The sequence below is a fragment of the Proteus sp. G4380 genome, assembly GCF_963885725.1.
Classification (GTDB): domain Bacteria; phylum Pseudomonadota; class Gammaproteobacteria; order Enterobacterales; family Enterobacteriaceae; genus Proteus; species Proteus mirabilis.
This window is the reverse complement of record NZ_CAWPAV010000189.1, coordinates 1-12,980: the sequence shown is the minus strand read 5'-3', so window position 1 is coordinate 12,980 and position 12,980 is coordinate 1. Positions and strand designations below refer to the sequence as shown.

The window sequence follows — 12,980 nt, the reverse complement described above, 5'->3', positions numbered from 1 at the left end:
TTCCTAATTTTTACTTTATCTGTTTTTATTTAACTTTTACGCTAATTTTTGTCCATCATTATTTGACTGCAATTGTTAATAACATCACAGTCTAAAAAAATAGATTTTATTTCAGTGCGCAAACTTGATAACAATCAAATATTGTCAGCCTAGCAACTTCATAATGGAATTACCTGATAACTTTACCGAAAAATATAACTTATTGATATTGGGTTATTTTATTCATTAAGCACATTGTCATAATTAACTAGGGGATCACCATGGTGATGCAACTTATAGCCGTAGCCGTTATTATCGTAACGGTCTATTTGCTAATAAAAAAATATGAAACCCGTATGGTATTGATCGGTGCCGGCTTATTGTTATGTATTTTAAGTCTGACACCGCTCGATGCTTTCACTGCATTTAGTGATCGCATGGTTTCATCATCATTAATTCAAGCTATCTGTTCAAGTATGGGTTTTGCCTACGTGATGAAATACACCAAGTGCGATATGCACTTAGTCCATGTTTTATCAAAAGTCCTGACTCGTCTTGGTTTCTTTCTTATTCCAGCAACCGTGATCGTCACTTATTTTATTAATATTGCGATCCCATCAGCAGCCGGATGTGCAGCGGCCGTTGGTGCAACACTTATTCCGTTATTAATCGCGGCACGTATTCACCCCGCAATCGCAGGTGGTGCGGTGTTATGTGGTACTATCGGTTCCATGTTAAGCCCTGGTATGTCACATAACGCTTTTGTGGCGAATATGGCCAATATGGAAGTCGTCGATTTAATCGCTCGCCATAGCCCATATAGTTTAATGGCAGGAGCAATAGCAGCTGTTTCACTCGCTGTTGTCGCTTTAGTGAAAAAAGAGTTTAAAGTCTCTTCTGTAGCCACAGATGTCGCCAACTCATCTTCTCAAGCAACACCAGAAGCAGTACGCCCTAATTATTTATATGCAACTGCGCCTTTTATCCCATTAATTCTATTAATACTGCCTTTCTTCGAAACATTTAGTACTTTTAAACTATCTGTGCCAGCAGCAATGTTAATTGGTGCTATTTATGCACTGATCATCACATTAACCAATCCGGCTCAAATTACTAAAGAGTTCTTTAAAGGGATGGGTAATGCTTATGGGGATGTGCTGGGGATCATTATCGCAGCAGCCGTATTTGCAGCCGGTCTAAAAGCATCAGGTCTGATTGATGCCTTTATCAACTTCTTAACTCACTCACCTGAATTTGCCCGTTGGGGTGGTACATTAGGGCCATTCTTAATGGGGATTATTACTGGCTCTGGTGATGCTGCAGCATTTGCTTTCAACGAAACCGTCACACCACACGCTGCACAATTTGGTTATGAAATTCCTGACATGGGTATGGCAGCAGCATTATCAGGCGCATTAGGTCGTACAATGTCACCATTAGCAGGGGCAGCCATTGTTTGTGCTGGTCTTGCCAATATCAACCCTATGGAAATCGCAAAACGTACTGCACCGGGTATGATTATCGGCGTCATCGCTGTTGCGTTATTCATGTTATAAGTGGAGAAATGATTATGTCAGTTTCACTAGAACAATTAATTAAATGGCGTCGCGAATTTCACCAATACCCTGAAATTGGCTGGTCTGAATTTTTAACCACTGCCAAAATCGTCAAAGTGCTACGTGGCTTAGGATTAGAAGTTAAAGTCGGCCCTGAAGTTATTAACCAAGACTTTGCTTTTGGACGCCGTCGTCAAGTGGTTGAAAAAGGATTGGCGGTAGCAAGAAGACACCATGTTGACGAAGCACTGCTTGATGAAATGCAAGAGCTCACGGGTTGTGTCGCTATTTTCGATAGTGGCAAACCAGGGCCTACTGTTGCACTGCGTTTTGATATTGACTGTGTTGGGGTAACAGAAACAACAGAGACTCAACATCGTCCACAGGTAGAAAATTTCGCCTCTTGTCATCCAGGCGAAATGCATGCTTGTGGTCATGATGGTCATATTACTATTGGTTTAGGGGTTGCTCACTGGTTAGTCGACAATAAAGATAAAGTGAGCGGTAAAGTAAAAATTTTATTCCAACCCGCAGAAGAAGGCGTTCGTGGTGCAAGAGCAATGGCGGAAAGTGGCATTGCTGATGATGCAAATTACTTCTTAGGCTCACACTTAGGCTTTATCGCCAATAGTGGTGAAATCGTTCTTAACCCAACTCATTTTTTATGTACCACTAAATATGATTTCCGTTTTAAAGGTACGCCTTCTCATGCGGGGGCAGAGCCAGAGCTAGGTCGTAACGCATTAGCAGGCGCTTGCCATGCCGCAACACAAATGCTGGGGATCTCTCGCCATGGTAAGGGGATGTCTCGTATTAATATTGGGGTATTAAAAGCTGGTGAAGGTCGTAACGTCACTCCTGCCAATGCCGAAATGCAAATCGAAGTGCGTGGTGAGAATGAAGAGATCAATAGCTTTATGGCTGCCAATGCTGTACGTATGGCAGAAGGTGCCGCACATAGCTTCCAATTAGAAATGGAAAGCGAAGTGATGGGGGAAGCGGTTGATTTAACCAATGACCAAGAACTGATTGATGTGATGGCCAAAGTGGTGGGTAAACACCCAGAACTCACTGCGATCCCAACCCGTCCATTCGGCGGAAGTGAAGATGCAACGGTGTTAGCAAAACGAGTACAACGCTGTGGTGGTAAATCTCTTTACTTTATTGTTGGTGCCGATAGAACTGCCGGACATCACCAAGCAGGCTTTGATTTTGATGAACAACAACTGATGACTGCGGTAAATCTTTATACGGGTTGTTTAGAAGAATTACTGAAATAATCTCTTTTATTTAATTGACTCATTAAAACGCTCTATATCACTATAGGGCGTTTTTTTATGCTGTTTTATCGTACAAAAAAATTTAAATTAACCTATTGACCCTTACGTTACGTGAGGTTTTAACCTGCATGACATACAGGAGGTGAAGATATGCTATTTCAAGTAGGAGAGATCGCTAAAAAGACGGGATTAACGATCCGTACTCTCCATCATTATGAAGAGATAGGTTTATTGCAACCGACTGCAAGAACCGATGCAGGTTATCGACTCTATGATATGAAAAGCATAGAGCGATTAACGCAAATTCAAATGCTACGTCAAATTGGCGTCAAACTGAAAGACATCGGTCATATTCTTAATGGTCATAGTGCAGAGATAGCTTGTTTAATTGAAGAGCGCATTAGCCAATTAACCACGCAAATGCAACAAATTGCCAAATTGCGTTATCAGCTAGAGCATGTTCAACAACAAATACAAACAGGCACTCCATTTACGCAACATGACTGGTTTTCTTTATTGGAGATGATGTCTATGTACGATAAATATTTTACTTATTCTGAATTAGCGCAGTTACCCCTCTATACTGCACACACATTAAAAAGCCAAGCATGGCAACAGCGTATTTCAACCGTCAATAATTTGATTAAACAAGGTAAATCTGCCGATTCAAATGAAGCCATGCAAGTTTCAAGAGAGTGGATGATAGCTTTAGAGCAAGATACAGGGGGAAATCCCGACTTTTTTGTCCGTTTAAATAAAATGCATATTTCTGATGATAAGTTTGCGACGGCTACCGGTATTACTAAACAGATGATAGATTTTGTTGCTAAAGGCTTTAGCGAATATCAATTATCTGTTTTTAAACCTCATCTGACTCCGGAACAATTTGCCGTAGTACATCAGCACTATTTTGATGCTGGCAGTGTCTGGCCTGAGCTTATTTCTGGATTATATAATGCACTCACTTGCGGAGAAAAAGCAGATTCAGAGCAGGTGCAAAACCTCGCTAAGATGTGGCTAAATATGTTCAATCAGTTTACACAGGGTGATAGTGATATTCAGGCCAAGATCCGTACCATTTATCAAACTGATCATGAAATCGCTAAAGGTACATGGATGACACCTGAGATTGGTCAATATTTATTTACGGCTATTAGTTTGCTAGTGCAAAAATAGCGTTAATTGAAAAATCAAATAGATATAAAAAAGCCCAGCATTTAACTGGGCTTTATGCAATGAAAATAAAAACGTTATTTATTTCACTACACGCAATGATGGGCGACCTGTTGGGCGAGGAGGCTCAGGATCATCATCTGGAGAAGATGGGTTTTCAGCCTGTGTCTCATCTTTCACTAAAGACAGTCCTTCAGTGGCCGAAGCTGAACTGCCGTCTTGCTGCTCATCATCCACCAATGATGGTGTATAACCTTCCTCATAGGCTGGCTCTGGCTCAAACATCATACCCGCACCATTTTCTCGCGCATATATTGCTATTACAGCCGCCATAGGTACGCGCACTTTACGAGGTACACCACCAAAGCTTGCACTAAATAGTACCTGATGCGGCATCAATTCAAGATGACTTACCGCAAAAGGAGAAATATTTAGTACGATTTGACCATCGTGCGCATATTCCATAGGGACTTGAACACCCACAACATTAACATCTACCACTAAGTGGGGGGTTAACTCGTTTTCAAGGATCCAATCATAATGCGCACGCAATAAATGCGGACGGCGCGGAGACATATCCTTAATCTCCATGCTCTATTATCCTCTTGAAGGTAAACGCATTTCGCGCTCTGCTTCGGTTAATGACGCAAGGAAAGAATCCCGCTCAAAAACACGTTGCATATAAATTTGTACATCTTTCGCACCTGCACCGCTTAAATCCACGCCTAATACAGGTAAACGCCATAAGAGAGGAGCTAGGTAGCAATCCACTAAGCTAAACTCTTCACTCATAAAATAAGGGTATTCTTTAAATACCGGAGATACCGCCAATAGCTCTTCGGCGAGTTGTTTACGTGCTGCATTAGCTTGTTGATCGTTACCCTTTTCAATAACATTCATTAAAGAGTACCAATCTTGTTCAATGCGATGCATCATTAAACGGCTACTACCACGAGCAACAGGATACACTGGCATCAAAGGAGGATGAGGGAAGCGTTCATCAAGATATTCCATAATAATACGTGAATCATATAAAGTCAGTTCACGATCGACCAAAGTCGGCACACTCTGGTACGGGTTAAGATCGATAAGATCTTGTGGAAGATTACCAGCTTCAACCTGTTCAATTTCAACACTGACACCTTTCTCCGCAAGGACAATTCTGACCTGATGGCTGAAAATATCAGTCGGACCGGAAAACAAAGTCATTACCGAACGTTTGTTGGCAGCGACAGCCATGAAAACCTCCAAGTTAATCAATTAAAGGAACAAACATGCTTATGCATCTTCCATTCCCCCATTCCTACAAGACAAACGCACTCATGCCGTTAACTTAAAAAGTTATAAATAACTTAACTTCATTGAGTACGACATTGAGTACCACCTGCATAATAGTCTTATCCTAAGATAATTGTATTTTACAGGTTCAAAAAACCGTTTGTCTTTGCGGCACATATCATAATCAAGCAATACCAAAACAATCACAATATCAATTTGTCATAATAGTTTTGGTATGACTGTCAAATTCTTTATGGACATTAACCACAGTAAAATGGCCATAGGCAGCATGCAGCATTAAGAAATCGTCGAAAGAAAGACACTAAAGCAGGCTATTCTATCAGATTTCATGTCACTTAGGGTGAACAATGCGAATAATTCAATTCAATCTGCTAATATACACAAAAACTAAGTTTATAATATCATAAAAAAAAGATATTAAGGATTAAACTCTAAAAAAACGTATTTTTGATCTGCTTTTAATCCATGCTTTTTTCGGCCACAACACCACATTTTCAAAACAATTTTAAAAATAAAAAAACCCGCCTGTAAAGACGGGTTTTTCAACATCAAATTGATATCTAAAAGATAACAAATTAACGTTTTGAGAACTGTGGACGACGACGTGCTTTGCGCAGACCCACTTTTTTACGTTCAACAGAACGCGCATCACGGGTAACGAAACCAGCTTTACGCAGATCAGAACGTAGAGTCTCATCGTACTCCATCAGTGCACGAGTGATACCGTGACGAATCGCACCTGCTTGACCAGAGATACCACCACCTTTAACAGTGATATATAAATCCAGTTTACCAAGCATATCAACTAATTCCAGCGGTTGACGAACAACCATACGTGCTGTTTCGCGGCCGAAGTAAACTTCAAGGCTACGTTTGTTGATTACGATATTACCGCTACCTGGCTTAATGAAGACACGTGCGGAAGAACTTTTGCGGCGACCTGTGCCGTAGTATTGATTATCAGCCATTGCCTATTATCCCGATTAAATGTCCAGAACTTGCGGTTGTTGTGCCGCGTGGTTGTGCTCAGCGCCTGCGTAAACTTTCAGTTTACGGTACATAGCACGACCCAGAGGCCCTTTTGGCAGCATGCCTTTTACCGCGATTTCGATTACACGCTCAGGACTACGGGCGATCATCTCTTCGAAAGTCGCTTGCTTGATACCACCTACGTGACCAGTATGACGGTAGTAAACTTTGTCAGTACGTTTATGACCAGTTACCGCTACTTTCTCAGCGTTTAAAACGATGATGTAGTCACCAGTATCAACGTGCGGAGTGTATTCCGCTTTATGTTTACCGCGTAAACGGCGTGCGATTTCAGTTGCTAAACGACCTAAAGTTTTGCCGTCTGCATCAACAACATACCAGTCGCGTTTTACGGTTTCTGGTTTAGCTGTAAAAGTTTTCATTATTGAAAATTACCCAATGTTTAGTTACACGTTGGTGAACACTCGGTTCAAATGCTATTGAGGTTCACACGACTCTTGTGTCCAGCAAACCTACCCCTTCGAGTAGCACTGCTGACTCTAAAATGCGAGTTTTTTGGGAAATAAAAAACTTGCTGCAACGTGGGGTCGCAAGATTATAGAGAAGTCAGAAAAAAAAATCGAGTCATAATTGAAAAACAATTGGATTCTTTTTCAATATTTCAGCAAAAAATACCTTATGGCGCTATTTTTGTTAGCCTACTCGCCATCTCTGTCATCAACTATTACCACCTGAAGAGAAGCATTCTCCCTTGCCAAAGCGATTGTAATCACTTAATAAGTACCGTTTTGCCATTTTTATAACAATCAATAGCATCAAGCGTTACAATGAGCGCCATCCTACCATAATCAAAACAGAGTTTCTTTAACAATTAAGCGAGATGAGGCTGTGAAAGATACTCTTCACTTTGCATTTCTTGCAAACGCGATAAACAACGTTGGTATTCAAAACATAAAAATTGCCCTTGATAAATCTCGCTCATCTCAACATCAGCATTAATAATTAGTTTCACCTTACGCTCATAGAACTCATCAACCAATGCTAAGAAACGACGGGCAACATCTTCATTTCTACTCCCCATCTGCACCATTTCATAAAGCAACACAGTGTGATAGTGCTTTGATAATTCAATATAATCAAGTTGACTCCGCGCTTGTACACATAACGTATCAAAGTTAACCGCCAGTACACCATTAGCCACTTTTCTCATTACCATTGGACGATGATTAATGGTTAATGTGGGCGCGAATACAACTTCACTACTGCTGGCAAGCTGAGTAAAAATTTTATCCATCTGCTGGCGGTTATACTCTGTTAATGGAGATAAAAATAGATGGGCTTGAGTTAATGTTCTTAAGCGATAATCAATCCCCGCATCAACATTCAAAATTTCACAATGGTTTTTTATTTGTTCTATAGCAGGTAAAAAACGTGCTCGTTGTAGTCCATTGCGATAGAGATCATCAGGGGGAATATTAGATGTCGCCACTAAAGTAATACCTCTGGCAAATAACGCTTCAAGTAATGTTCCTAAAATCATCGCATCAGTAATATCTGAAACAAAGAACTCATCAAAACAGAGTACATCGGTTTGCGCTTTAAAGCCGTCAGCAATGATATCCAGTGGATTTTCTTGCCCTTGTAAGCCTTTTAATTCATCTTGCACCCGTAACATAAAGCGGTGAAAGTGCAGACGCAGTTTTCGTTCTGTGGGTAAGCTTTGATAGAACATATCCATCAACCAGGTTTTACCTCGCCCAACCCCTCCCCACATATAAACACCACGCTCAGGGACAATTGTGCTTTTTTTCGCACGAAACTTTCCTAACAACCGCTGAGTAATAGAACTTTTTTCTGGTGATGTCCGGTTTAATAATGCATGGTATAACTGTTGCAGATGGAGAACGGTTTGTCGCTGAACCTCATCAGGTTGATAATCCCCCTGCTGTAACGCGGTTTCATAAAGTGATAATGGCGTGCTAACGGTCATGGATGCTCTCTTATCCTTAAAATTTTGACATAAGTAAATACCTTGCGAATGCCTCTATTATAAGCAGTAAGAATTGTTTTAACATCGATGTAACACAGGAATTTTCATATTAAGCTTAAGGATATTATTCCACCCATGCCTTTTAGCGGTTATGATGTTATAAGAATCCATCGTCCTCACTATTAGATGAAAAGGAGTTGCCATGGTTTGGGTTTATGCACTGATTGGATTAGTTGTTGGTCTTATTATCGGCGCACTGGCAATGCGTTATGGTAATAAAACCATGCGCCAACAAGATGCTATAAAAGCAGAATTAGATACTAAAAAAGAAGAACTTGATACATATCGCAACGAGCTTGTCAGCCACTTTGCTCGAAGTGCTGAACTACTGGACAATATGGCGAAAGACTACCGCCAACTTTATCAACACATGGCAAAAAGCTCCAATGAGTTAATGCCAGACATGCCTGTTCAAGATAACCCATTTAATTATCGGTTAAGTGAATCAGAGGCAGCCAATGATCAATCCCCGATCAAAATGCCGCCACGTGATTATTCCGAAGGGGCATCTGGATTATTTAGACCTACCGATAAAAAAGATGATTAACACACAAACGCCACAACTATTGTGGCGTTTATTTTATATTATTTTGTAAAAAGTTAATGATTTAATAGGACGGTTTAAAGATAGCTATTGTCTTGTAAATCCATGTAAAAGAAAGCCCTACTGATAGCTTACCAATGAACTTTCCTTTATTTCTATATGTCTTAGTAACATCGAGCTCATATTGAGCAATAAATATTTTTGATAACAATATCAAGATCAAGAGACTCATATTCATGTTGACTAAAAAAAGAAAATTACTACTTAGCGCATTAGCGATGAGTGTTGGTTTATCACTCTCTACTCTCCCGGCAACCAGTATGGCCGCCCTGCCTTCGGTAATGCCATCTGGAGAACAACTACCTAGCTTGGCTCCGATGCTAGAAAAAGTCTTGCCCGCTGTGGTCAGTGTGCATGTTTCTGGAACTCGAGTGCAAAGCCAGCAGGTTCCAGAAGAGTTTAAATTTTTCTTTGGTCCAAATTTCCCTTCACAACAACAAAGCATCCGCCCTTTTGAAGGCTTAGGTTCAGGGGTGATTATTGATGCTGAAAAAGGTTATGTATTAACCAATAATCACGTTGTTGATGGAGCCGATAAAATTCAACTCCAAATTAATGATGGCCGTGAATTTGACGCCAAATTAATTGGTAGCGATCCACAAACAGATATCGCTCTACTACAAATTGATAAACCCAATAACTTAACCGCCATTAAAATGACTGACTCGGATAAGTTACGTGTTGGTGACTTTGCGGTTGCTGTGGGTAATCCATTTGGTTTAGGTCAAACCGCGACTTCCGGTATTATTTCAGCCTTAGGTCGTAGTGGTTTAAATCTGGAAGGGTTAGAAAACTTTATTCAAACTGATGCATCAATTAACCGTGGTAACTCTGGTGGTGCTTTAGTTAATCTCAATGGTGAACTTATCGGTATTAATACCGCAATTTTAGCACCAGGTGGTGGCAATATTGGTATTGGTTTCGCGATCCCAAGTAATATGGCGCGTGATCTCAGCCAACAACTGATTACACATGGTGAAGTAAAACGCGGTATTTTAGGTATTCGCGGCACTGAAATGAATGCTGATTTAGCGAAATCCTTTAAAATTGATGCCCAACGCGGTGCTTTTGTCAGTGAAGTATTGGCGGACTCTTCCGCAGCTAAAGCCGGTATCAAACCAGGTGATGTCCTTATTTCTATTGATGGTAAACGCATTAATAGCTTTGCTGAATTAAAAGCAAAAGTTGGTACAACACCACCAGGTAAAGAGATCCTGATTGGTTTGATCCGCCAAGGAAAACCAATGGATGTCAAAGTTACACTAGAGAAACAATCAGCAGATGCAACGCGAGCGGATAACTTCTCTCCCGCACTTCAAGGGGCAACACTCAGTAACTATGTTAACAAACAAGTTAAAGCGGTTGCTGTAGATTCTGTGGAGAAAGGCTCAGCGGCAGCAGCATCGGGGTTACAAAAAGGCGACCTTATTATTGGTATCAACAATATGCCAATTGGCTCCTTAGGTGACTTACGTAAAACCATCGATGCTAAACCACCGGTTCTTGCATTAAACATTAAACGTGGCAACGAAGAAATTTATCTTCTGTTACGTAACAGCTCGCGTTAAACCCCACTTACTAGTATCTAATTTATTTGTTCCTTTCTGCCCTATTACTTCGGTAATAGGGTTTTTTTCTTGATTTCATATCACTAAAAAACGATTTTCTACGCTGACATATCCTTTCAAAAGCGAAACTGTGCTATTCTCATGACACTTACGACGCTATCCTCTTATTCAAACATAAATACAGGATTTTTATGTTAAGCAAGCTACTGCGATCTACCTTGATTGGTGTTTTAACAGCTGCCATTCTTTTGGTTGCGGTACCTTCTATCCGCCCTATCTTTATTGAACACCTGATTAATGGTGATTTTCTTAATGCCCCATTTAGCTATAACAAAGCCGTGCGCCGTGCGGCACCTGCGGTAGTTAATGTCTACAGCAGCACAATGGGAAGCTTTTCTCAAGAAGGGCGCGAGCTTACCTCGCTAGGTGCGGGGGTGATTATGGATCCGCGGGGCTATATTCTTACCAATCAGCACGTTATTAATAATGCAGATCAAATTATTGTGGCTTTGCAAAATGGTGATCTCTACGAAGGGTTATTGATTGGCTCAGATCCCTTAACCGATCTTGCAGTGTTAAAAGTTGATGCAGAAAAATTACCTACCATCCCCATCAATAGTAAGCGTATTTCTCATGTGGGTGACGTCGTTTTAGCCATTGGTAACCCATTTAATATTGGGCAAACGATCACACAAGGTATTATTAGTGCCACAGGACGTGTCGGCTTAAGCCCAACACGTTACCAAAACTTCCTTCAAACCGATGCGTCAATTAATGAAGGTAATTCAGGGGGGGCACTGATTAATACTGAAGGTGAGTTAGTGGGTATTAATACCATGACCTTTGATTCAGGCACCTACAATGGCTATCGCCCCAGTGCGGAAGGACTTGGTTTTGCTATTCCAACACAATTAGCCGTAAAAATTATGAATAAGCTTATCCGTGATGGGCGAGTTATTCGTGGTTTTATTGGTATTACCGCGAAAGAACTACCTAAAATTCGCTCTTCAAATACCGATATTAAACAGATCCAAGGATTACGTATCTTCCGCATTACGCCCAATAGTCCTGCTGATAAAGCGGGAATGAAAACAGGCGATATTATTTTAAGTATCGACCATGCTCCGGCTAAATCAGCTATGGAGATGATGGACTATATTGCAGAAACACGTCCTGGTACCGTTTTACCGGTAACCTTATTACGTGATGGTAATGAAATAAATGTTGATGTCACTATTTCAGAATATCAGCCAGAGTCATAGCCATAGCTAACTTTCGCGAGTTACCTTGTTATTCACGACATTATTGCTTATTTACCATGCGGCTATTTTCAATGGCATGCCAAATTTTTTCTGCTTTACGTCCAATAAAAATCAGTGAAATAGCCAAGATAAAAAAGAAAATTGCACTATGTAAGCTATTCCAGAAATATTCAAAAAAGCGGGTATAAAGATTGATACCAAGGAATGTTAGTCCAAAGCCTCTCAACATGCCATCATCGGTTTTTAAACTGATATAAATACAAATGACAGCAACAACAGCAAATAATAAAGCCCAAGGTAATAACTGCACACTTGAAATGTAATACCACGTATCCGGATCGTAATTACCAAAAATAGACATGATCCACAACGCAATAAAGAGATAAGACAGTCCCATTATCTTTGTCATAAAAAATAAGCGACGGCGCATTAAAATATTTTGCAAAAAATAGCATCCCGCTAATAATGCAGAGCCAAATAACACGAAGCGAATAGGATAATTCATGCCTAGCCAATAAGCGCCCCAACCGGACATATAACCCGTTTTTGCACCAAACCAATTGCCCAACATTAATAAGAAAAATAACCACACTAATGAAGAGCGACTGATAAAACCAATCACAGCATAAATAATGCAACCCATTAAAAGAAGTGGCGCAATATTACCACTACCATCATCTAACAACTCACCGAGTTGCCAAAGAAAAACCGCCGTAAATAATATCCCTAAAAAGAGAATAAACTCAGTACTGTAATGCCATAGTATTTCTTTGCGTTGGCGTTTAAATCCCCAAAAATAAAACATACCAGCAATAAGTGCAGGAAATACCACACGCATAATCTCAGAGACACTAAATAATTCGATAAGATAATGAATTAACGCGGTATCACTAAAAAGGTTAACGGCAGCAATAATTAAGCAGGCAATAGCTATCCAAAAAGCATAGCGACTCAATCTTTTCCAATCAAAGGGAAGCCGTTGTAATGTACTTTCTAGTTGTTGATGCTGTTGTGCTGATAGCTCACCAGATTGTTGCCAATGATCAAGTGCTTGACGAATAACACGCTCTTGTTTCCTTGTGACCTGCATAGCATTTTTTCCTTTTTTATTGATAAGCGGTTAATAAAGAGTTATCTAACACAGGCTGACTTTCTTTACTGTATCCTGCTATCAAAGAATTACCATAGGTATTATTTTATTAATTTCATTTAGAATGAT

The 12,980-nt window shown here is 40.3% G+C and carries 12 protein-coding genes; 6 read left to right on the top strand and 6 right to left on the bottom strand.

From position 1 onward, the window contains the following. Positions 1-260: 260 nt before the first annotated feature. From dcuC to AACU98_RS16715, 3 genes are all read left to right on the top strand, one after another. A complete protein-coding gene (gene dcuC / locus AACU98_RS16725; protein ID WP_004245277.1) occupies positions 261-1,535 on the top strand; it encodes a C4-dicarboxylate transporter DcuC in 1,275 nt (424 codons plus the stop codon). 14 nt (positions 1,536-1,549) lie between these two features. Next, the gene (locus AACU98_RS16720) at positions 1,550-2,815 is read left to right on the top strand and encodes an amidohydrolase (protein ID WP_017628228.1); all 1,266 of its coding nucleotides are present in this window, start codon (positions 1,550-1,552) and stop codon (positions 2,813-2,815) included. A 150-nt stretch (positions 2,816-2,965) separates the two neighbouring features. Beyond that, positions 2,966-3,991 carry a MerR family transcriptional regulator gene (locus tag AACU98_RS16715; RefSeq protein ID WP_049216740.1) on the top strand — a complete coding sequence of 342 codons (1,026 nt, stop codon included), beginning with the start codon at positions 2,966-2,968 and terminating at the stop codon, positions 3,989-3,991. Between the two features lie 78 nt (positions 3,992-4,069). On the opposite strand, the gene sspB is transcribed toward AACU98_RS16715, so the two are convergent. The 5 genes from sspB to zapE all read right to left on the bottom strand — a co-directional run bounded on the left by sspB (position 4,070) and on the right by zapE (position 8,267). Beyond that, the gene (gene sspB / locus AACU98_RS16710; protein ID WP_004245280.1) at positions 4,070-4,579 is read right to left on the bottom strand and encodes a ClpXP protease specificity-enhancing factor; all 510 of its coding nucleotides are present in this window, start codon (positions 4,577-4,579) and stop codon (positions 4,070-4,072) included. A 6-nt stretch (positions 4,580-4,585) separates the two neighbouring features. Next, positions 4,586-5,227, bottom strand: a complete 642-nt coding sequence (gene sspA, locus AACU98_RS16705; protein ID WP_004245282.1) for a stringent starvation protein SspA — start codon at positions 5,225-5,227, stop codon at positions 4,586-4,588. A 635-nt stretch (positions 5,228-5,862) separates the two neighbouring features. Then, a complete protein-coding gene (gene rpsI, locus AACU98_RS16700) occupies positions 5,863-6,255 on the bottom strand; it encodes a 30S ribosomal protein S9 (RefSeq protein WP_004245284.1) in 393 nt (130 codons plus the stop codon). A gap of 15 nt (positions 6,256-6,270) precedes the next feature. Continuing rightward, the gene (gene rplM, locus AACU98_RS16695) at positions 6,271-6,699 is read right to left on the bottom strand and encodes a 50S ribosomal protein L13 (protein WP_004245285.1); all 429 of its coding nucleotides are present in this window, start codon (positions 6,697-6,699) and stop codon (positions 6,271-6,273) included. 449 nt (positions 6,700-7,148) lie between these two features. Further along, a complete protein-coding gene (gene zapE / locus AACU98_RS16690; RefSeq protein WP_143475661.1) occupies positions 7,149-8,267 on the bottom strand; it encodes a cell division protein ZapE in 1,119 nt (372 codons plus the stop codon). A gap of 202 nt (positions 8,268-8,469) precedes the next feature. Between zapE and zapG the strand changes: the two genes are divergently transcribed. From zapG to degS, 3 genes are all read left to right on the top strand, one after another. Further along, positions 8,470-8,874: a Z-ring associated protein ZapG gene (zapG, locus tag AACU98_RS16685; RefSeq protein ID WP_004245287.1), complete on the top strand. Its 405-nt coding sequence runs from the start codon at positions 8,470-8,472 to the stop codon at positions 8,872-8,874. Positions 8,875-9,107: 233 nt separating this feature from the next. Continuing rightward, complete coding sequence (gene degQ, locus AACU98_RS16680; RefSeq protein ID WP_161735242.1) at positions 9,108-10,499, top strand: serine endoprotease DegQ; 1,392 nt, start codon at positions 9,108-9,110, stop codon at positions 10,497-10,499. A gap of 191 nt (positions 10,500-10,690) precedes the next feature. After that, a complete protein-coding gene (gene degS, locus AACU98_RS16675; protein WP_017628225.1) occupies positions 10,691-11,761 on the top strand; it encodes an outer membrane-stress sensor serine endopeptidase DegS in 1,071 nt (356 codons plus the stop codon). A gap of 40 nt (positions 11,762-11,801) precedes the next feature. On the opposite strand, the gene AACU98_RS16670 is transcribed toward degS, so the two are convergent. Beyond that, positions 11,802-12,851, bottom strand: a complete 1,050-nt coding sequence (locus AACU98_RS16670; protein WP_004248923.1) for a hypothetical protein — start codon at positions 12,849-12,851, stop codon at positions 11,802-11,804. Positions 12,852-12,980 lie beyond the last annotated feature (129 nt).